The sequence below is a fragment of the Ramlibacter rhizophilus genome (genome assembly GCF_004681965.1).
Lineage (GTDB): Bacteria > Pseudomonadota > Gammaproteobacteria > Burkholderiales > Burkholderiaceae_C > Ramlibacter > Ramlibacter rhizophilus.
The window spans coordinates 198,741-222,605 of the sequence record NZ_SMLL01000004.1; the positions used below are offsets into that span (position 1 = coordinate 198,741).

Annotated in this window: 21 protein-coding genes; 15 read left to right on the plus strand and 6 right to left on the minus strand. The window is 68.1% G+C overall.

Annotation, left to right across the window (positions count from 1 at the left end; genetic code table 11):
- The first annotated feature begins 112 nt into the window (after window positions 1–112).
- Window positions 113–2,911: a preprotein translocase subunit SecA gene (gene secA / locus EZ242_RS10905; protein ID WP_135285190.1), complete on the plus strand. Its 2,799-nt coding sequence runs from the start codon at window positions 113–115 to the stop codon at window positions 2,909–2,911.
- Between the two features lie 158 nt (window positions 2,912–3,069).
- Window positions 3,070–4,356, plus strand: a complete 1,287-nt coding sequence (cqsA, locus tag EZ242_RS10910) for an alpha-hydroxyketone-type quorum-sensing autoinducer synthase (protein ID WP_135285191.1) — start codon at window positions 3,070–3,072, stop codon at window positions 4,354–4,356.
- 25 nt (window positions 4,357–4,381) lie between these two features.
- On the opposite strand, the gene EZ242_RS10915 is transcribed toward cqsA, so the two are convergent.
- On the minus strand, window positions 4,382–5,359 hold the full coding sequence (locus tag EZ242_RS10915; RefSeq protein WP_135285192.1) for a response regulator: 978 nt from the start codon (window positions 5,357–5,359) through the stop codon (window positions 4,382–4,384).
- A complete protein-coding gene (locus EZ242_RS10920) occupies window positions 5,356–6,666 on the minus strand; it encodes a sensor histidine kinase (RefSeq protein ID WP_240787052.1) in 1,311 nt (436 codons plus the stop codon). The genes EZ242_RS10915 and EZ242_RS10920 overlap by 4 nt, the downstream gene beginning before the upstream one ends.
- Before the next feature lie 136 nt (window positions 6,667–6,802).
- On the opposite strand from EZ242_RS10920, the gene EZ242_RS10925 reads away from it, so the two are divergent.
- The gene (locus EZ242_RS10925; RefSeq protein ID WP_135285194.1) at window positions 6,803–7,474 is read left to right on the plus strand and encodes a helix-turn-helix transcriptional regulator; all 672 of its coding nucleotides are present in this window, start codon (window positions 6,803–6,805) and stop codon (window positions 7,472–7,474) included.
- An 18-nt stretch (window positions 7,475–7,492) separates the two neighbouring features.
- Window positions 7,493–8,260: a type III pantothenate kinase gene (locus EZ242_RS10930; protein ID WP_135285195.1), complete on the plus strand. Its 768-nt coding sequence runs from the start codon at window positions 7,493–7,495 to the stop codon at window positions 8,258–8,260.
- A gap of 27 nt (window positions 8,261–8,287) precedes the next feature.
- Here the strand turns inward: EZ242_RS10930 and EZ242_RS10935 are convergent, their stop codons facing one another.
- Both EZ242_RS10935 and EZ242_RS10940 read right to left on the minus strand, forming a co-directional pair.
- The gene (locus EZ242_RS10935) at window positions 8,288–9,385 is read right to left on the minus strand and encodes a M14 family metallopeptidase (RefSeq protein WP_135285196.1); all 1,098 of its coding nucleotides are present in this window, start codon (window positions 9,383–9,385) and stop codon (window positions 8,288–8,290) included.
- Window positions 9,382–10,578 carry a M20 aminoacylase family protein gene (locus EZ242_RS10940; protein ID WP_135285197.1) on the minus strand — a complete coding sequence of 399 codons (1,197 nt, stop codon included), beginning with the start codon at window positions 10,576–10,578 and terminating at the stop codon, window positions 9,382–9,384. The genes EZ242_RS10935 and EZ242_RS10940 overlap by 4 nt, the downstream gene beginning before the upstream one ends.
- Before the next feature lie 98 nt (window positions 10,579–10,676).
- On the opposite strand from EZ242_RS10940, the gene EZ242_RS10945 reads away from it, so the two are divergent.
- The 3 genes from EZ242_RS10945 to EZ242_RS10955 are packed head-to-tail and all read left to right on the plus strand — an operon-like array spanning window position 10,677 to window position 14,123.
- Complete coding sequence (locus EZ242_RS10945) at window positions 10,677–12,737, plus strand: molybdopterin-containing oxidoreductase family protein (protein WP_135285198.1); 2,061 nt, start codon at window positions 10,677–10,679, stop codon at window positions 12,735–12,737.
- An 11-nt stretch (window positions 12,738–12,748) separates the two neighbouring features.
- Window positions 12,749–13,837, plus strand: coding sequence for an aminopeptidase (locus EZ242_RS10950; protein WP_135285199.1), 1,089 nt, complete (start codon window positions 12,749–12,751; stop codon window positions 13,835–13,837).
- Window positions 13,830–14,123, plus strand: coding sequence for a polyhydroxyalkanoic acid system family protein (locus tag EZ242_RS10955; protein WP_135285200.1), 294 nt, complete (start codon window positions 13,830–13,832; stop codon window positions 14,121–14,123). The genes EZ242_RS10950 and EZ242_RS10955 overlap by 8 nt, the downstream gene beginning before the upstream one ends.
- Before the next feature lies 1 nt (window position 14,124).
- Here EZ242_RS10955 and EZ242_RS10960 read toward each other — a convergent pair whose 3' ends face one another.
- On the minus strand, window positions 14,125–14,379 hold the full coding sequence (locus tag EZ242_RS10960) for an acyl-CoA-binding protein (protein WP_135285201.1): 255 nt from the start codon (window positions 14,377–14,379) through the stop codon (window positions 14,125–14,127).
- A 222-nt stretch (window positions 14,380–14,601) separates the two neighbouring features.
- Window positions 14,602–15,102, minus strand: a complete 501-nt coding sequence (locus EZ242_RS10965; RefSeq protein ID WP_167784712.1) for a phasin family protein — start codon at window positions 15,100–15,102, stop codon at window positions 14,602–14,604.
- Window positions 15,103–15,255: 153 nt separating this feature from the next.
- On the opposite strand from EZ242_RS10965, the gene EZ242_RS10970 reads away from it, so the two are divergent.
- From EZ242_RS10970 to EZ242_RS11005, 8 genes are all read left to right on the plus strand, one after another.
- Window positions 15,256–16,542, plus strand: coding sequence for a nucleotide sugar dehydrogenase (locus EZ242_RS10970; protein ID WP_135285203.1), 1,287 nt, complete (start codon window positions 15,256–15,258; stop codon window positions 16,540–16,542).
- Between the two features lie 14 nt (window positions 16,543–16,556).
- Window positions 16,557–17,612, plus strand: coding sequence for a Gfo/Idh/MocA family protein (locus EZ242_RS10975; RefSeq protein ID WP_135285204.1), 1,056 nt, complete (start codon window positions 16,557–16,559; stop codon window positions 17,610–17,612).
- Window positions 17,612–18,205: an acyltransferase gene (locus EZ242_RS10980; protein WP_135285205.1), complete on the plus strand. Its 594-nt coding sequence runs from the start codon at window positions 17,612–17,614 to the stop codon at window positions 18,203–18,205. Before EZ242_RS10975 ends, EZ242_RS10980 begins: the two co-directional genes overlap by 1 nt.
- 32 nt (window positions 18,206–18,237) lie before the next feature.
- Window positions 18,238–19,329, plus strand: coding sequence for a DegT/DnrJ/EryC1/StrS family aminotransferase (locus tag EZ242_RS10985; protein ID WP_205960641.1), 1,092 nt, complete (start codon window positions 18,238–18,240; stop codon window positions 19,327–19,329).
- Between the two features lie 73 nt (window positions 19,330–19,402).
- Window positions 19,403–20,149: a class I SAM-dependent methyltransferase gene (locus tag EZ242_RS10990; protein WP_338101466.1), complete on the plus strand. Its 747-nt coding sequence runs from the start codon at window positions 19,403–19,405 to the stop codon at window positions 20,147–20,149.
- A gap of 63 nt (window positions 20,150–20,212) precedes the next feature.
- Window positions 20,213–21,202 carry an NAD-dependent epimerase/dehydratase family protein gene (locus EZ242_RS10995; protein ID WP_135285208.1) on the plus strand — a complete coding sequence of 330 codons (990 nt, stop codon included), beginning with the start codon at window positions 20,213–20,215 and terminating at the stop codon, window positions 21,200–21,202.
- Between the two features lie 20 nt (window positions 21,203–21,222).
- Window positions 21,223–22,716, plus strand: a complete 1,494-nt coding sequence (locus EZ242_RS11000; protein WP_135285209.1) for a glycosyltransferase — start codon at window positions 21,223–21,225, stop codon at window positions 22,714–22,716.
- Window positions 22,713–23,864 (plus strand): DegT/DnrJ/EryC1/StrS family aminotransferase, encoded by a 1,152-nt coding sequence (locus tag EZ242_RS11005; protein WP_135285210.1) that lies wholly within the window; start codon window positions 22,713–22,715, stop codon window positions 23,862–23,864. The genes EZ242_RS11000 and EZ242_RS11005 overlap by 4 nt, the downstream gene beginning before the upstream one ends.
- Window position 23,865 lies beyond the last annotated feature (1 nt).

Consider the following 23,865-nt stretch of genomic DNA (forward strand, 5'->3'; position numbering starts at 1 on the left):
CGTTCGGGGCTCGTGATGCTTGCATTGCCCGGGCGCGGACCCATCTCATGCTCAACGAGAGGTTGCGCTGCCCTGCCGGGCTCATGCGGGTCGGCAGGGCAGCATCGCATTCATGGCCAAGAACTTCCTGACCCAGATTTTCGGTTCCCGCAACGATCGACTGCTGAAGCAGTACCGCAAGACGGTCGATCGCATCAACGCCCTGGAGCCGGAGCTCGAGAAGCTCGACGACGAGGCCCTGCGCGCGAAGACGCAGGAATTCCGTGAGCGCCTCGGCAAGGGCGAGACGCTGGACGCCCTGCTGCCCGAAGCCTTCGCCGTGGTGCGCGAGGGCTCCAAGCGCGTCATGAAGATGCGCCACTTCGACGTGCAGCTGCTCGGCGCCATGGCCCTGCACAACGGCAAGGTGGCCGAGATGCGCACCGGCGAGGGCAAGACGCTCACGGCCACGCTGGCCGTGTACCTGAACGCGCTGCCCGCCAAGGGCGTGCACGTGGTCACCGTCAACGACTACCTGGCCAATCGCGATGCCCAGTGGATGGGCAAGCTCTACAACTTCCTGGGCATGACGGTGGGCGTGAACCTGCCGCAGATGGCGCGCGAGGACAAACAGGCCGCCTACCGCAGCGACATCACCTACGGCACCAACAACGAGTTCGGCTTCGACTACCTGCGCGACAACATGGTCTACGAGACCGCCGACCGGGTGCAGCGGGGCCTCCACTACGCCATCGTCGACGAGGTGGACTCCATCCTGATCGACGAGGCGCGCACGCCGCTCATCATCAGCGGCCAGGCCGAGGACCAGACCGAGCTGTACATCGCGATGAACCGCATCGTGCCGCAGCTCGTGCGCCAGGAAGGCGAGGCCGACCCGCGCACCGGCGAGGGGGTCACCAAGCCCGGCGACTTCACGGTGGACGAGAAGACACGGCAGGTGTTCCTGACCGAGCGCGGCCACGAGACCGCCGAGCGCATCCTCTCGGGCCTGGGACTCATCCCTGAGGGCGCCACGCTGTACGACCCGGCCAACATCGCGCTGGTGCATCACCTCTACGCGGCGCTGCGGGCCAACCACCTGTACTTCCGCGACCAGCACTACGTGGTGCAGCCGGGCGAGGACGGGACGCCCGAGGTGGTGATCGTGGACGAGTTCACCGGCCGCCTCATGTCCGGGCGGCGCTGGAGCGAAGGCCTGCACCAGGCCGTGGAGGCCAAGGAAGGCGTGCCCATCCAGCCGGAGAACCAGACGCTGGCCTCCATCACCTTCCAGAACTACTTCCGCCTCTTCGGCAAGCTGTCCGGCATGACGGGCACGGCCGACACCGAGGCCTACGAATTCCAGGAGATCTACGGCCTGGAAGTGGTGGTCATCCCGCCCAACCGGCCCAGCCGCCGCGAGGACCAGCTCGACCGCGTCTACAAGACCACGCGGGAGAAGTACCAGGCCGCCATCGAGGACATCCGCGAATGCCACGAGCGCGGGCAGCCGGTCCTGGTGGGCACGACCTCCATCGAGAACTCCGAGATCATCTCGGGCCTGCTGCAGCAGGCGGGGCTGCCGCACCAGGTGCTCAACGCCAAGCAGCACGCCCGCGAAGCCGAGATCGTCGCGCAGGCGGGGCGGCCGAAGATGGTCACCATCGCCACCAACATGGCCGGTCGCGGCACCGACATCGTGCTGGGCGGCAACATCGAAAAAGTGGTCGAGGCCGTGGAGGCCGACGAGGGCATGGACCCGGCGGCGCGCCAGGCGCGGGCGGCCGAGTTGCGCACCCAGTGGAACACGGACCACGAGCGCGTCGTCTCGCTGGGCGGGCTTCGCATCATCGCCACCGAGCGCCACGAGTCGCGCCGCATCGACAACCAGCTGCGCGGCCGCTCGGGCCGCCAGGGCGACCCGGGCTCCTCGCGCTTCTACCTGAGCCTGGACGATCCGCTGATGCGCATCTTTGCCGGCGACCGGGTCCGGGCCATCATGGACCGCCTGAAGATGCCCGAGGGCGAGGCCATTGAGGCCGGCATCGTCACGCGCAGCATCGAAAGCGCGCAGCGCAAGGTCGAGGCCCGCAACTTCGACATCCGCAAGCAGCTGCTCGAATACGACGACGTCGCCAACGACCAGCGCAAGGTCATCTACCAGCAGCGCAACGACATCATGGACGCGCAGGACCTGTCGGCCCAGATCGCCGCGCTGCGCGATGGCTGCTTCACCGACCTGGTCCACCAGTACGTGCCGCCGGAGTCGGTCGAGGAGCAGTGGGACCTGCCCGGCCTGGAGAGGACGCTGGCCGACGAGTGGGGCATCGCCCTGCCGCTGCAGGAGGAAGTGCAGGCCGCCACCGCCATGACCGACGAGGACGTGCTGGAGCGCGTTCTGGGTGCGGCCAACGAGCAGTTCGCGGCCAAGGTGGCGCAGATCGGCGCCGAGAACTTCACGCAGTTCGAGCGCGTGGTCCTGCTCCAGAGCATCGACACCCACTGGCGCGAGCACTTGGCGGCGCTCGACTACCTGCGCCAGGGCATCCACCTGCGCGGCTACGCGCAAAAGCAGCCCAAGCAGGAATACAAGCGCGAGGCCTTCGAGCTCTTCGGGCAGCTGCTCGACTCGGTCAAGAACGAGGTCACCCGCATCCTGATGACGGTGCGGGTGCAGTCCGGCGCACAACTGGACCAAGCCGCCGAGGACATGGAGCAGCGCGCGGAGCAGATCCTGAACGTCACCTATTCCGCCCCGACCGAGACCGGCGAGGTCGAAACGCTGGTGGACGAGCGCACGGCGCGACACGGGGCGGCGGCCGCCGGTGCCGGTGCCGGTGCCGGTGCCGCCGTGGCGCGGGTCGGGAGAAATGACCCCTGCCCATGCGGCAGCGGCAAGAAGTACAAGCAGTGCCACGGCAAGCTGAACTGACCGCGGCGGTCGCTGCGGCCGCTCGCTTTGCCTAGCAGAACTCAACCGGAAGTTTTGTAACGATCCGTTCCGGTGCCTGTAAGTCCTGACAGGGGTTCGCCCCTGGAAATTTCTCCCTGACTCTTCAATGAGCAGTTTGCCAATCCGGAGAAATTTCCATGACCGAGAACCTTGCCCCTGTTCGCCCCTCCCGCAGCGCCGCTGCTGATAACAACTCGGTTGCCGCCTCAGCGCCTCGCCGCAGTGCGCCCTTATCAGCGCGCCTGCGCGGGCGGATCGCCACGGATTTTCTTCCGCGGTACGAAAAAGAATGGGGTGGCAAGTTTGTCACGAATGGCGAGACCCCCGGCCCTGACGCCGTGCGCCTGGACGGTAATGACTACCTAGGGATCACGGGTCATCCGGACATCGTGAAGGCGCAGATCGATGCGCTGCGCCGCAACGAGGACTTCGTGGTCCAGTCGGGCGTGTTCCAGCTCAATGGCTCGCCCACCAACCAGTTCGAGAAGGCTTTTTCCGCCTGGATCGGCCACGAGGGCGGGGTGCTCTGCCAATCGGGCTACACCGCCAACCTGGGCCTGTTGCAGGTCGTGGCCGACCGCGAGACGCCGGTGTACCTCGACAGCCTTGCGCACATGTCGCTCTGGGAGGGCGTGCGCGCCTCGGGCGCCCCGGCGCACGCCTTCCGGCACAACGACCCGGGGCACCTTGCCCGAATGATGGAACGGCACGGCCCGGGCCTGGTCGTGGTCGATTCCGTCTACAGCACCACCGGCGCCCTGTGTCCGCTCGAGGAGATCGTGGACGTGGTGGAGGCGAACGGCTCCATGATCCTGGTGGACGAATCCCATTCCCTGGGCACGCACGGCCCCGAGGGGCGGGGCCTGTGCGCGGCCCTGGGACTGACCGAGCGCGTGCATTTCATCTCGGCCAGCCTGGCCAAGGCCTTTGCCGGCCGTGCGGGCTTCTTCACGGTGCCGCAGGAGATGCGCTACTACCTCATGTCCAACAGCTTTCCGAACATCTTCAGCTCCTGTCTGCTGCCGCACGAGGTGGCAGGCCTGGCCGCCACGCTGGAGGTGATCAAGCGCAGCGATCTCGCGCGCGAGCAGCTCATGCGCAACACCCGCCGCCTGCGCGACAGGCTGGTGGCGCTGGGCTACCCCATCCACCAGGGCACGGAACAGATCATCTCGCTGGAGGCCGGCACGGAATCCAATACGGTGGCCCTGCGCGACGCGCTGGAAACGCGTGGCGTCTTCGGTGCCGTGTTCTGCGCGCCGGCCACAAGCCGCAATCGCGCCATGGTGCGCCTGACGCTCGGTGCGGGTCTGACCGACGCGGAGATGACGCACGTGGAGCGGGTCGCCGCCGAGATCGCGCCGCTGGTCAAGCCCTGGGACTGGCCGATCGCCCGTCGCCAGCGTCGCGGCGAGCCGGCGTGAGGCTGCCGGCCGGGCCGGGCCGCGATCAATCCTCCACGTGCCGCGGCCCCTGGTCGGCCATCCAGGCCTGGTAGCCGAGGACCGGTGCCGGCAGCACGCTCGCCGGCACGGGAAACAGGGCCGCGACCAGCGGACTGCTTTCCCCCAGGGAGAAAGCCGCCACCGGCTCGCACGGGCCGGTCATGCCCAGAGCCTGTCGCAGCTCCAGGTTGACCAGCGAGCGCCCCTGCCGGATCTCGGCCAGCGCCGGTTCGTCCAGGTGCTCCAGCGCCGCGAGTTCGGCCAAGGCATTGAGGCCTTCGCGCGGCTCCAATTGCAGCCAGCTCACGTTCCCGGCGTCGTCCATGCCCAGGATTCCGAAGGGAGCGCCGATCGCAATCCACTCGACCCAGCGCGTGGCTGCGAACTCCTGCAGGGCCTGCTCGACCCCGGGCAGCTTGAGGGAGGCGTTCTGGTCGGGGCTGAGCGTGGCGCGCCAGATCTGCGAATGGCGCGGATGCGCATTGGCCAGGAGCGATTCCACGGCGTCGATCAGGCGCCTGGAGATGTCGGGCAGCTGCTTGGGAATGAACTGATCGATGAGGCCCCGGTTGAAGGCCCGCACCGCGATCTGTTCGTCGGCCTGTCCCGTGAGCATGACCCGCGCGCCCTGCCACTCCGTCAGTTCACCCAGCACCTCCAGGCCGTCCATGCCGGGCATGGAGAAGTCGACCACGCACACCCGCGCCAGCGCGAAGCGTTCGGGCGTACGGGCCCAGTAGGCCAGGATCTGCGGCACCAGCGGCGCGCCCTGGCGCCAGCGGTCCACGATCTGCTGCTGGTTCCAGGCGTCGATCTCCCACAGCGGGGGCTCGCGGTGCAGGCCGTAGATGCAACGCCCCGGGCGCAGGTGCAGGCGCAGGTGCCAGTGCTTGGGCAACACCAGCGCCAGCATGTCCAGGTAGTCCGGATCGTCGTCCAGGATGACCACCGAACCGGGCCGTCGGAATAGTTGGAAACTCATGAAATGGACCGCTTGAGCGTCGGGTGTTTGATCGGGAAGCGATTGCGCGCCGGCAGCCGGATGACGAATTCTGCGCCCTCACCGGGCACAGAGTGAACCTTGATCGTGCCGCCGGCCGCGAGAATGACCCGCTGGCAGAACGCCAGGCCCAGCCCGTGCCCGGTGCCTTGGTTGCTTGAGACGAAAGGCTGGAACAAGCGGGACATGGCGCGCTCACTGATGCCGACGCCTCGGTCGGTGACGCGGATCACGCCAGTGCCTCCTTCCAGGTCCACCGACAGCACGAGATCCCCGGGGCTGCGGGCCGCGGGGGTGGCTGCGAGCGCGCGCAACGCGTTCTTCACCAGGTTGTCGATCACCTGGGTGAACAGGGCTTCCGAGGTGTTGAACTCGAAGTCGCGTTCCACGCGGACCTGCGCGCATTCGCGCTCGCGCTCGTTACGGTAGGGAAAGGCGGCCACCGCCTTGCGGATCAGCGACGCTGCGCTCACCAGTTCCGTCTGCGGCGGCAGGTGCATGAGCTGGGCGTTGGTGATCTGCATGTCGATCTGCCGGTTCATGTTGCGAACCAGCGCATGCAGTCGAGTGGCAAGCTGCTCCAGGCCTGTCGCTTCGGTGGGGGCGGTCGCGGCCGTGCTGCGCACCGCGTCGCCGATCAGGGCCATGGTGGCCAGGGGCGTGCGCAGTTCGTGGGCCATGATGCCCATGGTGCCCAGGGCCTGCTTGATCTGCTCGCGCCGCAGGTTGCTGGACGACAGCCCCAGCATCAGGCCCATGTACCAGCAGAACGAGAACACCACGGCATGGGTGAGGCTCTCCTCCAGCGTGAGGGGCTGCACCGTGGGCCCGAACAGCGCGAAAAGCAGCCAGCCACCCCCCAGGCCCGCCGCGATGCCGATGGTGGCCACGCGCCAGTCGGTGACGTGGTAGTAGATCAGGAACATGGCCGCGAGCGTTGCGAACCACACCGCGTTCCGACCGTTGCAGAAATACATCCAGGTGAAGTAAAGCGGCAGCGTCGCCCAGAACACGAGGGTGATGACCGTCACGGCGAATCGCGAGGGCGGTACGGCCGTCAGACGCGGGGAAACGAGCAGGCTCAGTCCCAGCGCACTCACGGCGAGCCGCTGCCACAGGCTCTCGTAGGGCTGCGGCAGGAAATGCGTCCAGATGACGTAGAAGAGCGGATGGCCGATGACGATGGAGATGCACAAGGCGCGAATGCGCCACTGCGAGGGATGCAGGATGGGCTCGAGCATGGGCTCGAGGAGCGGCTTGAGCGCATCGCGCCCGGAACGCACGCGCATCGTCGATCGGCTCCAACGGTTCCAGAACGCTGCTGGCATGAACTCCCAAGAGGTGGCTCCGCGGGACGGCTGCGTCTGGCCTGGGGCGGAGGCTAATGATATTGTGTCGGCCGACCTGGGAGGAATGGCACAGCTTATGGGGGATCCTGTTAACTTTGACAGCGTCAGTCTGGACGGGATCCTGAGTGACTGGCTGGCTGCGCTCAAGGAGTTCTCAGTCGAGGCGGTCGCCGTCCTCGGCCCCGATCCCTTCGGAAGCTACGAAGACCGGCAGGTGCTGTGCGTCCATCCGCCCCTGGCGAGCGACACGGCGCACGCGCTCGCGCAAAGCGCCGACTTCGGCGCACCCTGGCGCGAGTCCGACGCGCCGCTGGTCGCCTGGCAGCACATTGCCAAGGCCGCCGGCACGGTGAACGCGAGTCGCTGGCGCGTCCTGGCACTGGCGCACGGCTACCAGACCATGGTGCGGGTGGAGTTTCCCCTGCCCGCGGGGCGTGCGTTCGAATGCTTCATGTTCAGCCCACGCGAGCTGTCCGACCGCAGCGAGGCGGCCGCGCTGGTCTGGTCCACGCTCAATGTCTGGCCAGTGGTCAAACGCTGCATCGCGCAGGAGCGCGCCACGCTCAGCCCGCGCGAGCGGCAGTGCCTCATGCTGGCCTTCAATGGCCTCACGGCCAAGGAGAGCGCGATGCAGATGGACTGCACCGAACGGACCGTGAACTACCATCTGGCCAACGCGATGGCCAAGTTGCGGGTGGACAACAAGCTCGCGGCGATCCAGCGGGCCTGCTGGATCGGCGCCATCTGAATCGGGTGAGGAGACAGCATGTTCCTGGGCATCGACGTGGGCAACACGCGCCTGAAATGGGCCCTTTACGAGCAGGGCCGGCCCGGCGCACGCATCCTGGCGCAGGGCGCCGAGTTCCTGGAGCACATCGACAAGCTGGCCGATGGTCCCTGGCGCGAGCTGCCGGAGCCGACGCGCATGCTCGGCTGCTGTGTCGCCGGGGACTCGGTGACGCTGCGGGTGGTCGAGCAGATGGACGAGCTGTGGGCGGTCACGCCGCAGTGGGTGCATGCCAGCAGCGCGGAGGCGGGCCTGACCAACGGCTACGACCATCCGACGCGGCTGGGTGCGGACCGCTGGGTGGCGATGATCGGCGCGCGGCACCACATGCTGACCCGGGGCCCGGCGCGGCCGCTGATCGTCGCTATGGTGGGGACCGCCGTCACGGTGGAAGCCATCGACGCGCAGGGCCAGTTCCTCGGCGGCCTCATCCTGCCGGGGCACGGCATCATGCTGCGCGCACTTGAATCCGGCACGGCGGGACTGCACGTGCCCACCGGCGAGGTGCGCAGGTTTCCGACCAACACCAGCGATGCGCTCACGAGCGGGGGCACCTATGCCATTGCCGGCGCGGTCCAGCGCATGGTGCAGCACCTGCGCGAACACTGCGGCGCCGAGCCCTGCTGCTACATGACGGGGGGCGCGGGCTGGAAGATGGCGCCGGCCATGACCGTGCCGGTCGAACTCGTTGAAAGCCTGATCTTCGACGGCCTGCTGGAGATCGCGCACCACCGCACGCCGGTGTGAGCGGCGGCCCGGAGGCGGGCTTTCGCCTCAGCCAGCGAGGCCCGAGATGGCCTGCTCCAGGGCTTCGCGCGCCTGCGCCAGCACCTGCTCACGCCAGGTGTCGGTGTCGGTGTAGAACGCCGCCAGCATGCGCGCGCGGATGGCCTCGGCCAGTTCCTGCGGCGCCTCGGGGTGCAGTTGCAGCCAGTGCATGCCCCGCAATGCGGTGAGCACCTCCATCATGGGCTCGGTGCCGTACTCCAGCGCGATGCCGGCGTACTGCGCCTGCGGGCATTCCTCGTAGATCGCGTTCCACATGAGGCCCGTGAGGAAGGCCGAGGAGGACGAGCCGTCGTAGATGGAGGTGATGGGCGTGCGTCCGCCGCCGTCCCACCAGCGTCGGGCCCGGGCGATGCCATCAGCGTCGTTCGATCCGGCCCAGATGCGTTCGCCCACGCCGCTCGGCCCCAGGCCGGTGTGCAGATCGATCCAGGCGACGCGTCGCGCCTGCCGGCCGTGCTCGCGCAGGACCGCGCGCAAGGTCTGCTGGCTCCAGGTGGGTGCCGTGCCGCCGAAGAAGAGCCCGTCCGGAAACTCGTGCTGCCCGCGCGTGATGGCGGCCTGGAAACTCGCCTCGCCTTCGCTGGCGATGTAGTCGCCGATGGCTCGGCTGTTCTCCGCCGTAGGCGGCCAGGTCTCGGGCAGCAGGAGCGGATGCAGGCGGCGATACGGCTCGTTGACAGGCAGCGGCTGGTCGAAGTCGTGGAAGTTTCGGTTGAGGTCCACGTTCTCGTGCGTGACACGGCGCAGGTGCGAAAAGCCGAAGGGGTTGAGCGCATGCACGTACAGCACCGCCACGCCGCGTTGCCGTGCCTGATCGCGCAGGGCCTCGCTGCGCAGCGCATCCACCTGCACGCCGCTGCCGCAGAAACCCTCGACCCCGTGGCAGCCGCTGGAGACGATCAGCAGCGCCTGCGCGTCGGCCGGTCCGTCGCGCGCCACGTCCATGGCCAGTGCTTCGCCGTTCTGCCCGCGCAGCGGATGCGCGTGCGACTCAACCGGCACACCCGCGGCCTCGGCGGCCTCGAGGAACCGGCTGCGGGCCTGCGCGTAGCTGGCCGAGAAGATCTCGCGGGTGGCGCTCATGGGCGCTCGCGGGCGAGCCACGCCTCGGCCAGGCGCACCCAGTAGGTGGCGCCCAGCGGGATGAGGTCGTCGTTGAAGTCGTAGCTCGGGTTGTGCAGCGTGCAGGGGCCGCCGCCATGGCCGATTTCGCGGTGGTCGCCCTCGCCATTGGCGATGAAGCAGTAGGCGCCCGGCTTGGCCTGAAGCATGTACGCGAAGTCCTCGGCGCCCATGGTGGGCTCCTGCACTTCCACGTTCTGCGCACCGACGATGGATTCCATGACCTCGCGCGCGAAGGCGGCCTCCGCCGGGCTGTTGATCGTGGGCGGGTAGTTGCGCACGAACTCGAACTCGCAGGTGGCGTCGTGCGCCGCGCACAGGTGCTCGGCGATCTGCCGCATGCGCCGCTCGATCATGTCCAGCACCTCGGTGGTGAAGGTGCGCACCGTCCCCTGCAGCTCGCAGCTGTCGGGCACCACGTTGGTGGCCTCGCCGGCATGGATCATGGTCACGGAGATCACGCCCGCATCCACCGGCTTCTTGTTGCGGCTGATGATGGTCTGGTAGGCCTGCACCAGCTGGCAGGCGATGGGCACCGGGTCGATGCCGTTGTGGGGCAGGGCGGCGTGGCTGCCCTTGCCGCGGATGCGGATCTTGAATTCGTTGGACGAGGCCATGACCGGTCCGGCGCTGACGGCGAACCTGCCGACCTGCGAGCCGGGCCAGTTGTGCATGCCGAAGACCGCCTCCATCGGAAAGCGTTCGAACAGCCCGTCCTGGATCATTTCGCGCGCGCCGCCGCCGCCTTCCTCGGCCGGCTGGAAGATGAGGTACACCGTGCCGTCGAAATTGCGGTGGCGCGCCAGGTGCTGTGCCGCCCCGAGCAGCATGGCCGTGTGCCCGTCGTGGCCGCAGGCGTGCATGCGACCGGCATGCTGGCTCGCATGGGCGAAGGTGTTGAACTCCTGCATGGGCAGCGCGTCCATGTCGGCGCGCAGGCCCACGGCGCGCTCGCTCGTGCCGTTCTTCACGATGCCAACCACGCCGGTACGGCCGAGCCCGCGGTGGATGGGAATCCCCCACTCGGTGAGCTTGGATGCGATGACGTCGGCGGTGCGGACCTCCTGGAAGCACAGCTCGGGGTGGGCGTGGATGTCGCGGCGTATCGCGGCGATGCCGGCAGCCTGGGTGACGAGGGAATCGAGAAGCTTCATACCGCCAGTATTCGAGGGAATGCGCCAGTCTAGCCGGGCTGGAACCCGCGCACCGGCGGGCGGGAATAGGGACATTCACGAAGCTTAGACTTCGGGCCATGAGCCGCCCCAGCCTTTCGCCCGCATCTGCGCCCCTGCAGGTGCGCGGCGCCTGCCCGCACGACTGCCCGGACACCTGTGCCCTCGTCAGCACGGTGCAGGACGGTCGGGTGCTGCGCGTGCAGGGCAATCCCGAACACCCGGCCACCGACGGCGTGCTGTGTGCCAAGGTGTCGCGCTACCCCGAGCGCGTGCACCATCCACAACGGCTGCTGCAACCCCTGCGCCGCAGCGGCCCCAAGGGCAGCGGCCGCTTCGAGCCGGTGGGCTGGGACGAGGCCCTCGGCGACATCGCCGCGCGCCTGGGCGCCATCGCCGCGCGCGACCCCCAGGCCATCCTCCCGTACAGCTACGCCGGCACCATGGGCCTGGTGCAGGGCGAAAGCATGGCCGCGCGCTTCTTCCACCGGCTGGGCGCCTCTCGCCTGGACCGCACCATCTGCGCAGCCGCCGGCGGCGAGGCCCTGGTGCAGACGCTGGGCGGCAAGCTCGGCATGAAGGTGGAGTTCTTCGCGCAGGCGCGGCTCATCCTCATCTGGGGCAGCAACTCGATCGCCAGCAACTTGCACTTCTGGCGCCTAGCGCAACAGGCCAAGCGCGACGGCGCCAGGCTCGTGTGCATCGACCCGCGCCGCAGCGAAACCGCCGAAAAATGCCACGAGCACCTAGCGCTGCGGCCGGGAACGGACGCGGCCCTGGCCTTGGCGCTCATGCACGAACTCATCGTGCACGACTGGCTCGACCACGACTACATCGCCCGCCACACGCTCGGCTGGGAGGCGCTGCGCGAGCGCGCCCTGGGCTGGAGCCCCGAGCGCGCCGCGGAGGTTTGCGGCCTGGACGTGGCGCAGATCCGCCGGCTGGCGCGCGACTACGGCACCACGAGCCCGGCCGCCATCCGCCTCAACTACGGCATGCAGCGGGTGCGCGGCGGCGGCAACGCGGCGCGGGCCATCGCCTGCCTGCCCGCGCTGGTGGGCGCCTGGCGGCACCGCGCCGGCGGACTGCTGCTGTCGAACTCGGGCCGTTTTCCGGTGGACCGCGCGGCCCTGCAGCGGCCGGACCTGCTGGGTGCACGCGCTCCGCGCACCATCAACATGAGCACCATCGGGGACGACCTGCTGCGCGACGCTTCGCCCGACTTCGGGCCGCGCATCGAGGCGCTGATGGTCTACAACAGCAACCCGGTGGCCGTGGCGCCGGAGTCGGGCAAGGTGGTCGCCGGCTTCGCGCGCGAGGACCTCTTCACCGTGGTGCTGGAGCAGTTCCAGACCGACACCGCCGACTACGCCGACTACCTCCTTCCCGCGACCACGCAGATGGAGCACTGGGACATCCACTCGGCGTATGGCCACACCGACGTGCTCCTGAACCGGCCGGCGATTGCACCGCAGGGGCAGGCCCTGCCCAACACGGAGATCTTCCGCCGCCTGGCCCGCCGCATGGGCTTCACCGACGCGTGCTTCGACGACAGCGACGAAGCCCTGTGCCGCATGGCCTTCGGCGGCGAGGTCGACTACGCACAGTTGCTGGCCCAGGGCTTCGCGCCCCTGCCGGTGCCCGATGCGCCTTTCGCCGAAGGCGGCTTCCCCACGCCTTCCGGCCGCTGCGAGTTCTTCAGCGAGCGGCTGGCGGTCCAGGGGCTGGACGGCTTGCCGGACCACCTGCCCAACCACGAGCCGGCCGGCACCGACGCGCGCTATCCGCTGGCCATGATTTCCCCGCCGGCGCGGAACTTCCTCAACTCCAGCTTCGTCAATCTGCGCAGCCTGCGAGATATCGAGGGCGAGCCGTTGCTGGAGATCAGCGCCGAGGACGCGGCGCAGCGCGGCATCGCCTCCGGCGCGCTGGTGCGCGTGTTCAACGACCGCGGCAGCTACCACTGCCGCGCCGAGGTGTCCACGCGGGCCCGGCCCGGCGTGGTGCATGGCCTGGGCATCTGGTGGCGCAAGCTCGGCCCGCGCGGAACCAATGTCAACGAGCTCACCAGCCAGAAGCTCACGGACCTGGGCCGCGGGCCGGTGTTCTACGACTGCCTGGTCGAGGTCCAGGCGAGCTGAGGACTGGAAACGTGAACTTCAACGGCAGGCTCGTCGCTCTGTCACTGGCGGCGGCGCTCGGGCTGGGCGCCTGTGCATCGGGCACCGACCTGGGCTATGTGTGGCAGTCCGCCAGCGGGCACCTGGCCATGCTCAATGCCGCGCGCCCGGTGCCCGACTGGGTGGTGGACGGCCAGTCGCCGGACAAGCTCAAGGAGCGACTGGCACTGAGCCAGCACATCCGCCGGTTCGCCAGCCGCGAGCTGAAGCTGCCCGACAACCCCAGCTACACGCGCTATGCAGACCTGAAGCGGCCGGCGGCCATCTGGAACGTGGTGGCGGCGCCCGAGCTCTCGCTCAAGCTCAAGACCTGGTGCTTCCCGATCGCCGGCTGCGTGGGCTACCGGGGTTACTTCGACGAAAGCGCGGCCGAAGCCCAGGCCGAACGCCTGCGGGCGCAGGGACTGGAGGCGAGCGTGTACCCCGTGCCCGCCTACTCGACCCTGGGCTGGATGAACTGGGCCGGCGGCGACCCGCTGCTCAACACCTTCATCAACTACCGTGAAGCGGAGCTCGCGCGCCTGCTGTTCCACGAGCTCGCGCACCAGGTGCTGTACGTGAAGAACGACACCACCTTCAACGAGTCCTTCGCCACGGCCGTCGAGCGCCTGGGCGTGGAACGCTACCTGGCCAGCGCCGCGAAGACGCAGGACACCTCGCGCGAATGGCTCGACTTCCTGGAGCGCCGCCGCGCCTTCCGCGAGCTCACGCGCGGCACGCGCGAGCGCCTCTCCGCCCTGTACGACAGCGAGCTGCCCGCCGAGCGCCAGCGCGCGGAAAAGGACGAGATCATGCGTGCGTTCCGCGCCGGCTATGCCGCCCTGCGCGAACGCTGGGGCGGCGATCCGGCACGCTTTCGCCTGAGCGACCGCTGGGTCGCGCGGGCCAACAATGCCACTTTCGGTGCCCAGGCCGCTTATGACGAACTCGTGCCCGGCTTCGAGGCGCTGTTCGAGCTGCAGGGGCGCGACTGGGAACGCTTCTACGCCGCCGCGCGCCAACTGGCCGAGCGCCCGAAGGACGAGCGGCACCGCTTCCTCAAGGAGATCGCGGGTGCCTGAGCTTCGCATACAGCGTGAACACGCCCTGGGCCTGGACGAGGCGCGGCGGCTCGCCACCGCATGGGCGCAGGATGCTGCCGACCGCTTCGCCATCGTGTGCACCCACGAGCCCGGCGAGGAGCGGCACTGCGTTGTCTTCAGCCGCGTGGGCGTGAACGGACGCCTCACCGTGACGGCCGAACGCTTCGAGCTCGACGCCCGCCTGGGCTTCCTGCTGGGGGCCTACAAGGCGCAGATCGAACGCGAGATCGGCAGGAATCTCGACCGCCTGCTGGGCGAGTCCTGAACTACTCCAGCGAGTCGATCAGCGTGATGTAGCGCTGCCGGGCCTCGTCCTGCGACAGGCCCTTGTTCGCATTCCAGGCGTCCCACTTGGCGCGGCCCACCATGTCGCCGAAGCCCGGCTTGGCCTCGCGCACATCGCCCTCGGTGGCCTGCTTGTACAGGCCGTACATCTTCAGCAGCGTGGCGTTGTCGGGCCGCTCGCTGAGGTTCTTGGAGCGCGCGACGGCGCTGTCGAAGTCGGCTTGGGTGTCGGGCACGGGGCCTCCTGGGGCGAAAAGAAGCGGGGGATCATAGGCCGCCGCAGGCCGGCAATGCGCTCAGAAGCTGTGAATGAATTCGGCGCGTCCGAAGCGGCTGCCAGAAAGTGGCCGATCAAGGCGCAAAGCGCAGCCATAGCTCGGGCTATGGCGAGCATTTGCAACGCGGAGGGGCCGCGTTCTGGCGGCCGAGGCGGGCGTGGCGGATTCGTTCACAGCTTCTCAGGCTTCCGGGCTCACGGGCGCGTCCGGGTCCGCGCGGCGTGAGCCTGCCGCGCGCCGGCGCGCGGCTGGGGCGCTGTCGCCCTCGTACCGCTCCAGGGTGTCCAACAGCTCGTCCACTTCGTTCTCGAGCGTCTCCACCCGGCGACGTAGCGCCTCGAACTCCTCGCGGTCGGGCAGCCCCAGCCGCGCCAGCCGCTTGGCCAGCCGCTCCTCGATCAGGCTCTCCAGCCGCCCCAGGCCGCCCGTGGCCCGGCCGGACAGGTCGGCGGCCGCTTCCGACACCCGGGCGGAGGCCTGGCTCACGCGCTCGTTCGTGCGCCGCTGCAGGGTCTGGCCCTCCTGCACCAGGGTGTCGAACAGCTTGCCGCCCTCGGCCTGCGCGCGGGAAAGCGCGCCCAGGCCGGCCAGCCAGATGCGGCGGGCCGACTGGCGGGGGGATTCGGGTCCGGACTCGTTATCGGGGGACTGCGGGTCGGGGCGATCGGGATCGGGGTTCATGAAGACTCCTTCTGCAGTCGATTGTGTGGCGTCTGCAAGGTGACCGGGGCGCGACGCCTGCAGCGCTGCCCAGCTATGTGTGGCTGTCATAATCGCCGACCGCCGGCTCATGAGCAGATACCGGCTCGTCATTCTTTAGTTACAGACTCGGCAATGATCAACAGAAAAATCGCGGTCGTCGGGCTCGGCTACGTCGGGCTGCCGGTCGCCGTCGCCTTCGGACGGTCGCATCCGGTCGTCGGTTTCGACATCAAGGCGGCCCGCATTTCCGAGCTGCGCTCCGGCCATGACGCCACCGGCGAGGTGACGTCCGAGGAACTGGCCGCGGCCGACATCCGCTTCAGCAGTGACGTCAACGCGCTGCGCGAGTGCGATTTTTTCATCGTGGCCGTACCCACGCCCGTGGATTCAGGCAACAAGCCGGACCTGTACCCGCTTCTGGCCGCCTCCGCCTCGGTGGGCAAGGCGCTCAAGCGCGGGGACATCGTCGTCTACGAATCGACCGTGTATCCCGGCGCCACGGAAGAAGATTGCATCCCGGTGCTCGAGCGCGAATCGGGGCTGCGTTTCGGTGTGGATTTCGGCGTGGGCTACAGCCCCGAGCGCATCAATCCCGGTGATCGCGAGCACACCTTCACCAAGATCAAGAAGATCGTCTCCGGCTCCGACGCCCAGACCCTGGACGTCGTGGCCGATGTGTACGCCTCGGTGGTGACGGCCGGCGTGCACCGCGCCAGCTGCATCAAGGTCGCCGAGGCCGCGAAGGTGATCGAGAACACCCAGCGCGACCTGAACATCGCGCTCATGAACGAGCTGGCGGTGGTGTTCAAGCGCATGGACATCGACACCCAGGAGGTGCTGGATGCCGCGGGCAGCAAGTGGAACTTCCTGCCGTTCCGTCCCGGGTTGGTCGGGGGGCACTGCATCGGTGTCGATCCCTACTACCTCACGCACAAGGCCGAGCAGCTCGGCTACATCCCGCAGGTGATCCTGGCGGGGCGCCGCATCAACGACAACATGGGCCGCTACGTCGCGGCGCAGACCATCAAGCAGATGCTGCGCCAGGGCGTGGACGTCGCGCGCTCGCGCGTGGGCGTGCTGGGGATCACGTTCAAGGAAAACTGCCCGGACACGCGCAATTCCAAGGTGGTGGACATCGTGCGCGAGCTGCGCTCCTACGGCGTCGAGGTGGTCGTGGCCGACCCGCACGCCGACCCGGCCGAGGTGCACGAGGAGTACGGCCTGGCCCTGGGCCGCATCGACGCCAGCGAGCCTGTGGACGCCCTGATCGTCGCGGTGGCCCACCGCGAGTACCGCGCGCTCACGCCCGCGCAGCTGCGCGCCTGCGTGCGCCAGGAGCGGCCGGTCCTGGTGGACGTGAAGTCTCTCTATCCGCGCCAGGAACTCCAGGACCAGGGCTTCAGCGTCTGGCGCCTGTAAGCACGAGCACACCCATGCACCAGCCCATCGTGGACCGCAAGGTCCGTTTCGCCCTTGTCGGATGCGGTCGCATCGCCAAGAACCACATCGCTTCGATCCGCGAGCACGCGGCTGACGCCGAACTGGTCTCCGTCTGCGACATCGACCCTGCTGCGCTCGAACGTGCGGTCAAGGAGACCGGCGCACGTGGCTTCGCCGACATCGATTCCTTGCTGGCGGGCACCGACGCGGACGTGATCGTCCTGACCACCCCGAGCGGCGTCCATCCTGCGCATGCGGTCAAGGCGGCCCGGGCGGGCTTCCACGTGCTGACCGAAAAGCCCATGGCCACCCGCTGGGAAGACGGCCTGCGGATGGTGCGTGCCTGCGACGAAGCCGGCGTGAGGCTTTTCGTGGTCAAGCAGAACCGCCGCAACGCCACCCTGCAGCTCTTGAAGCAGGCCGTGGCGCAGCAGCGCTTCGGGCGCATCTACATGGTCACGCTCAATGTGTTCTGGCAGCGTCCGCAGCAGGGCTACTATGACCAGTCCAAATGGCGCGGCACCTGGGAGCTGGATGGCGGCGCGTTCATGAACCAGGCCAGCCACTACGTGGACCTGCTGGAGTGGCTGATCGGTCCCATCGAGAGCCTGCATGCCTTCACCGGCACCCTCGCGCGTGACATCGAGGCGGAGGACACCGGTGTGCTGAGCTGCAAGTGGCGCAGCGGCGCCATGGGTTCGCTCAACGTGACCATGCTCACCTATCCCAAGAACCTGGAAGGCAGCATCACCATCCTGGGCGAAAAGGGGACCGTGCGCGTCGGCGGCGTCGCCGTCAATGAAATCCAGCACTGGGAGTTCGCCGACAAGCAGCCGCAGGACGAGCAGGTCAAGGCGGCCAGCTACGAGACCACCAGCGTGTACGGTTTCGGCCATCCGCTCTATTACCGCAACGTCATCGACGTAATGCGCGGCACGGCCGAACCGGAGGTGGACGGACGTGAAGGCCTCAAGTCGCTGGAGGTGCTGGTGGCCGCCTACCGCTCGGCGCGCGACGGCGTGCGCGTGAACCTGCCGCTGGAGCTCTGATGGCCTGGACGGCACATCCTTCCGCCATCGTCGACGCGGGCGCGCAGATCGGCGAGGGCACCCGCATCTGGCATTTCGTGCACGTGAGCCCCGGCGCCCGCATCGGGGAGCGCTGCTCGCTCGGCCAGAACGTCTACGTGGGCAACGACGTGGTGATCGGCGACAACGTCAAGATCCAGAACAACGTGTCCGTCTACGATGCGGTCACCCTGGAGGACGACGTGTTCTGCGGGCCGAGCATGGTGTTCACCAACGTGTACAACCCGCGCTCGGCCGTTACCCGCAAGAACGAATACCGCCGCACGCTGGTCAGGAGGGGCGCCACCCTGGGCGCCAACTGCACCATCGTGTGCGGCACGACCATCGGCGAGTACGCCTTCGTCGGCGCGGGTGCCGTGGTCAATCGCGACGTTCCCGACTTCGCGCTCATGGTCGGCGTGCCAGCCCGCCAGGTGGGCTGGATGAGCCGCTTCGGCGAGCGCCTGGACCTGCCCCTGCAGGGCAGCGGCAGCGCCACCTGCGAACACACCGGCGAGCACTACCGGCTGGAGGCCGGCCGCTGCCATCTCGAATCTTCACGGAACAACGCATGAACGCCATGATCAAGGAGAACGCGCCGGCGAAGATCGAATTCATCGATCTGAAGGCCCAGTACCGCGCGCTGAAGGAATCCATCGACGCCCGCATCCACGCGGTGCTGGACCACGGCCAGTACATCCTGGGCCCGGAGGTCGCCCAGATGGAGCAGCAGCTGGCCGCCTACACCGGAGCGAAGCACTGCATCAGCTGCGCCTCGGGCACCGAGGCCCTGCTGATGTCGCTCATGGCCCTGGGCATCGGCCCCGGCGACGAGGTGATCACCACCCCCTTCACCTTCGCGGCCACTGCCGAGATGATCGTGCTGGCCGGCGCCAAGCCGGTCTACGTGGACATCGAGCCCGACACCTGCCTCATCGACGCGACGAAGATCGAGGCGAAGATCACGCCCCGCACGAAGGCCATCATGCCGGTGTCCCTGTATGGCCAGGTGGCCGACATGGACGCCATCAACGCCATCGCTGCCCGCCACGGCAACATCCCCGTGATCGAGGACGCCGCCCAGAGCTTCGGCGCCACGTACAGGGGCCGCAAGAGCTGCAACGTCTCCACCCTGGGCTGCACCAGCTTCTTCCCGAGCAAGCCCCTGGGCTGCTATGGCGACGGCGGCGCGGTCTTCACCAACGACGACGCGCTGGCCAAGGCCCTGCGCGAAATTCGCGTGCATGGCCAGGAGCGGCGCTACTACCACACCCGCATCGGCGTGGGTGGTCGGATGGACACGATCCAGTGCGCGGTGATCCTGGGCAAGCTGGAGCGCTTCGACTGGGAAGTCCAGCGCCGCATCGAACTGGGCGAGGCCTATCGCGAGAAGCTGGCCGGCTCCGGCGTCAAGCTGCTGGCGGTGCGCCCCGAGCGCAGCTGTGTCTGGGCGCAGTACACCGTCTTCGTCGAGGACCGCGACGCGATGCAGAAGGCCTTGCAGGCCCAGGGTGTCCCCACGGCGGTGCACTATCCGATCTCGCTGAACCGCCAGCCGGTGTACCGCGACGATGATTCCGCAGCGCAGACGGTCAATAGCCATTGGGCAGCCGAGCGGGTGATGAGCCTGCCGATGAGTGCGGACCTCGGCGAGGAGCAGATGGCACGCGTCGTGGCGGCGGTGCGATCCTTGCGATGACGCGGCTGCATGCGTTCCCTTCGGGCGTGACCTCGAGTGCGCCCCGGCTTCAGTCCAGGAGGTCGAATTGACGATGCCGTCCGTCTTTCCTGCGGTGTCCCCGTCCGACGTGGCCCGATGGGATCGCGAGTGGATGCAGTACTTCGCGACGGAAGACCCGTCGCCCCATCTGATCGAGAGCCGCAAGCTCTCGCTCGTGTGCTCCGATCTCGCACGCCTGTCGCAGGCAGAGGTCTACGGCACGGTGCTGACCGGACGCAGCGATGGCGCGGCCATGACGCCGCTGCGCATCTGGGTCAAGGGGGCCGATCTCGTCGGCAAGCGGGTGCTGGAAATTGGCTGCGGCTGCGGCTGGCTTGGAAAGCAACTCGGCCTCGTCTGCGAGAGCTACACCGGCATCGACTACTCGCAGTTCGCGCTGGCCGTGGCCCGCGGCAGCTCGCCACCGAACTGCCGCTACTTCCACATCTCCGAGCACGAGGACATCGCGCGCCTGCAAGGACAGCTCGATACGTTGGTGGGGCGCGAGTTCTTCATCCACCAGAACTTCGACAACGCGAGTTGGGTTCTCGGGCTCGCGGCGTTTCTGCTGCGCAGCGGCGGCATCGTCAGCGCGGACTTCTACCTGCCGAACCCGGCGATCCCCCAGGGTGTCGTCCATCGCGCGCGCTCCCCGCTGGATCCCACCTACGCGTCGTGTGCGTTCACTTTCGAGCCGCAGGAGATCGCCGAGGTGGCGAGCCGGGCTGGGCTGGTGGTGCAATCCATCACCGACGACCCGCACAATCAACGGAGGTTCGCCACGCTCCAGAAGGCCTGATCCTCCAGCCCCGGCGTTCGGCGGGGCTGCAGACAGGGCTCTTGCGCGTGTTGCTGGAAGCTTATGAATCTGCAAGGCAAGAAGTTACTGGTCATCGGTGGCGCGGGCTTGATCGGCTCCCACACGGTCGACCAACTCGTCAAGGAAGACGTCGCGGAGATCCGCGTGTTCGACAACTTCACCCGGGGCCGTGAGGAGAACCTCGCCCTTGCGCTGAAGGATCCGCGTGTCAAGGTATTCCCGCTGGGAGGCGACATCCTGCACCGCGACATCCTCGATGCGGCGATGGACGGCATGGATGGCGTGTTCCACTTCGCCGCGCTGTGGCTGCTGCACTGCCACGACTTCCCCCGCTCGGCCTTCGAGGTGAACATCGGCGGGACGTTCAATGTGCTGGAGGCCTGTGTCAAGCACAAGGTCCAGCGGCTGGTGTATTCATCCTCGGCCTCGGTCTATGGTGACGCCGTGCAGGAGCCGATGGACGAGGACCACCCGTTCAACAACCAGAACTTCTACGGCGCCACCAAGATCTGCGGCGAGGCCATGGCCCGTGCGCTCCATCATCGCTATGGCCTGCCCTATGTGGGGCTGCGCTACATGAACGTGTACGGCCCGCGTGCCGACTACAAGGGCGCGTACATCGCCGTCATCATGAAGATGCTCGACGCCATCGATGCCGGCCAAGGTCCGACCATCCTCGGCGATGGCACGGAGGCGTTCGATTTCGTCGCCGTGCAGGACTGTGGGCGCGCGAACGTCGCAGCCATGAAGGCCGATGCGGTGGACCGTTGCTACAACGTGGGAACGGGCATTCGCACCTCCCTCAGGGAACTGGCCGAACTGCTGGTCGAGCTGACCGACTGCCGGCTACCGATCAACTACGCCCCGCGCAGCCAGGCGACGCTCGTGCGCAACCGCATCGGCGATGCTCGCCGCGCCAAGGCCGAGATCGGCTTCGAGGCACAGATGGATCTGCGCAACGGGCTCGCCGAGCTGATCGCCTGGCGCAAGGCGCACATCGCAGAGGTCGAGGCACGGCGGGCGAAAGCCTGAGCCGCCCTCCATCGCAATCCATGACCTCGGGGTTGAAGCGCTACTTCATCGAGAAGCTCGCCAGCAGTGAACTGCGGGCGCTGCGGACGCGCATGCGCCGCTTCGACGAGCAGCATCACTGGGTGCAGAACAGGTTCCGCCAAATGGAGGACCTGGTCGAGGATCGCTTCCGGGAGGTGGAGGGAAAGCTCCAGCAAGTGGACGTCGCGGTGCGGGCACCCCAGCCGGACTACGCCGGCCCTTCCGCGGACGCTGTGCGCCAGCTTCGCGCCGAGCAGCGCCTGTGGGCCCAGCTGGCCCGCCTGCCGGAGCTGCCGTTGAGCGGGCCGGCGCGCAGCGTGGTGTTCGTGCACCACAGCTACTACCACTTCTACTACCTCGCCCAAGCCCTGCGCCGGCGCGGTTGGCGCGCGCTGTGCATCAGCCTGGAAGATCCGAACGGCGTCAACGCACCCTACTACCACGGCGAAGACGTCAATCTCTGGGATGCCGACCCCGAGCAGCTGCGGGTCAACGCCGAGGTGCTGTTCACCTTCGCCAAGGCCCATTTCGAGTTGATGCACTTTGCCGGCGACGGCCTGCTGTCGTTCTTTCCCTGGAATTTCGGCCAACCCTCGCCCCCCGACATCGTCGAGTGGCGCGCGCTTGGCAAGAAGGTCGCCTACACCATCAGCGGCTGCAACAGCGCGACCCGCCAGAGCAGCTTCCACGCGTGGTCCGGCACGGGGCGAGAGCACTCGGCCTGCGACAACTGTCCCTTGCAGCTGCGTCCCGAGCTGTGCAACGACGAGAAGAACCTCGCCTGGGGCGGGCAGGTTCACGCCCACTGCGACCTGGTCTTCGCCGAGCTGCAGCCCTCGCTGGACTTTCTGTCGTCCACCTACCCGAACGTCGTGCGCGGGCCGCACACGATGGTGCTGGACGAGAACGTCTGGTCCGACACACTCGACATCCCGCCGGCTTTTCGCATCGAGCGTCGCCCTGACGAGGTCCTCATCTACCACGCATTCGGCAACTACAGCCTGCGGGGCCAGAACGGGCGCAACATCAAGGGCACGCCGGCGATCGTCGCGGCTGTCGACCGGTTGCGGGCCGAAGGCTTGCCGGTGCGGCTGATGTTCTTCTCGCAGGTACCCAATCACCTCGTCCGCTACTACCAGGCTCAGGCGGACATCGTGGTCGACCAGCTCTGGGCAGGCAGCTGGGGCGCCAACGGCCGGGAGTCGATGATGCTGGGCAAGCCGGTCGTGGGCTACGTGAACACGCACGAAAACGCCCCCTCCGACGTGCTGGCCGCCATTGCCGAAACGCCCATCGTCAACGCGACGGTGGACACCCTCCTCGAGGTGCTCAGGGCGCTGGTGCTAAACCCGGCGCGCCGCGAGCGGCTGGGGCGCCAGTCGCGTGAATTCGCCATGCGCTGGCACTCGGCCGATGCGGGTGCGCAGCGTTACGAGGACGCCTACGATCACATGCTGGCCCGCCGCATCACCATGGAGGAGTTCTCGGCATGACCGACGCGTCCAGACGACCCATCCAGATTTCACTGCCGGACACTGGCCTGGACGAGTGGAATGCCACCCGCGAGCCGCTCGAATCCGGCTGGCTCACCCAGGGCCCGAAGGTTGCCGCTTTCGAGAAGGCCTTCGCCGCACGCCACGAGGTGCGCCACGCGCTCGCCACCACCAGCTGCACTACCGCCTTGCACCTGATCCTCGCGGCCCTGGAGATCGGCCCCGGCGACGAAGTGGTCGTTCCGGCCTTCACCTGGGTGGCCACGGCCAACGTGGTGCTCTATTGCGGCGCCACGCCGGTGCTGGCCGATGTCGATCCCGTCAGCTACAACCTCACGGCCGAGACGGTCAAGGCCGTGGTGTCCCCACGCACCCGCGCCATCATCGCGGTGCACCTCTTCGGGTTGTGCGCCGACGTGGATGCCATCCGCGAGGCAGTCCCGGGCGTCCCCGTCATCGAAGACGCCGCGTGCGCGGCAGGCAGCAGCCTGCGGGGCCGGCCCGCGGGAACCCTGGGGGTGGCGGGCGCGTTTTCGTTCCACCCGCGCAAGTCCATCACCACGGGCGAGGGCGGAATGGCGACCACCCAGGACGACGCCCTGGCCGAGCGCATGGCCGTGCTGCGCAGTCACGGCGCCAGCATTTCGGAGGAACAGCGCCACGCGGGGCCGCGTCCCTACCTCCTGCCGGAGTTCAACCTGCTGGGGTTCAACTACCGCATGACGGATCTGCAGGGCGCGGTCGGGCTGGTCCAGCTTGGCAAGCTGGATCGCTACATCGACGAACGCGAGCGCTGGGCCAGCTGGTATCGACGCGAGTTGCAGGGCCTCCACTGGCTGCGCACGCCGAAGGCGCCCGAGGGCAGCCGGCACGGCTGGCAATCCTTCGTCTGCTGGGTCGACCCCGCTCGGGCACCACGCCCGCGCAACGAGATCATGGCGCACCTGCAGGAGCAGGGCATCGCCACGCGTCCCGGCACGCATGCCGTGCACCTGCTGGGCCTGTATCGGCAGAAGTACGGCTTCGCGCCGGAAAGCTTTCCGCAGGCCGCCGCGTGCGATGCCAACACCATGGCCATCCCCCTGCACAACCGCATGGAAGCCGGGGACTACGCCCGGGTGGCCCAGGCGCTGCAAGCGCTCGGCTGAT

What these genes read in the sequence shown, in the direction of transcription:
- secA (WP_135285190.1), top strand. Translation starts at nt 113, where the DNA reads ATGGCCAAGAACTTCCTGACCCAGATTTTCGGTTCCCGCAACGATCGA.
- cqsA (WP_135285191.1), top strand. Translation starts at nt 3,070, where the DNA reads ATGACCGAGAACCTTGCCCCTGTTCGCCCCTCCCGCAGCGCCGCTGCT.
- EZ242_RS10915 (WP_135285192.1), bottom strand. Translation starts at nt 5,359, where the DNA reads ATGAGTTTCCAACTATTCCGACGGCCCGGTTCGGTGGTCATCCTGGAC.
- EZ242_RS10920 (WP_240787052.1), bottom strand. Translation starts at nt 6,666, where the DNA reads ATGCGCGTGCGTTCCGGGCGCGATGCGCTCAAGCCGCTCCTCGAGCCC.
- EZ242_RS10925 (WP_135285194.1), top strand. Translation starts at nt 6,803, where the DNA reads ATGGGGGATCCTGTTAACTTTGACAGCGTCAGTCTGGACGGGATCCTG.
- EZ242_RS10930 (WP_135285195.1), top strand. Translation starts at nt 7,493, where the DNA reads ATGTTCCTGGGCATCGACGTGGGCAACACGCGCCTGAAATGGGCCCTT.
- EZ242_RS10935 (WP_135285196.1), bottom strand. Translation starts at nt 9,385, where the DNA reads ATGAGCGCCACCCGCGAGATCTTCTCGGCCAGCTACGCGCAGGCCCGC.
- EZ242_RS10940 (WP_135285197.1), bottom strand. Translation starts at nt 10,578, where the DNA reads ATGAAGCTTCTCGATTCCCTCGTCACCCAGGCTGCCGGCATCGCCGCG.
- EZ242_RS10945 (WP_135285198.1), top strand. Translation starts at nt 10,677, where the DNA reads ATGAGCCGCCCCAGCCTTTCGCCCGCATCTGCGCCCCTGCAGGTGCGC.
- EZ242_RS10965 (WP_167784712.1), bottom strand. Translation starts at nt 15,102, where the DNA reads ATGAACCCCGATCCCGATCGCCCCGACCCGCAGTCCCCCGATAACGAG.
- EZ242_RS10970 (WP_135285203.1), top strand. Translation starts at nt 15,256, where the DNA reads ATGATCAACAGAAAAATCGCGGTCGTCGGGCTCGGCTACGTCGGGCTG.
- EZ242_RS10975 (WP_135285204.1), top strand. Translation starts at nt 16,557, where the DNA reads ATGCACCAGCCCATCGTGGACCGCAAGGTCCGTTTCGCCCTTGTCGGA.
- EZ242_RS10980 (WP_135285205.1), top strand. Translation starts at nt 17,612, where the DNA reads ATGGCCTGGACGGCACATCCTTCCGCCATCGTCGACGCGGGCGCGCAG.
- EZ242_RS10990 (WP_338101466.1), top strand. Translation starts at nt 19,403, where the DNA reads ATGCCGTCCGTCTTTCCTGCGGTGTCCCCGTCCGACGTGGCCCGATGG.
- EZ242_RS10995 (WP_135285208.1), top strand. Translation starts at nt 20,213, where the DNA reads ATGAATCTGCAAGGCAAGAAGTTACTGGTCATCGGTGGCGCGGGCTTG.
- EZ242_RS11000 (WP_135285209.1), top strand. Translation starts at nt 21,223, where the DNA reads ATGACCTCGGGGTTGAAGCGCTACTTCATCGAGAAGCTCGCCAGCAGT.
- EZ242_RS11005 (WP_135285210.1), top strand. Translation starts at nt 22,713, where the DNA reads ATGACCGACGCGTCCAGACGACCCATCCAGATTTCACTGCCGGACACT.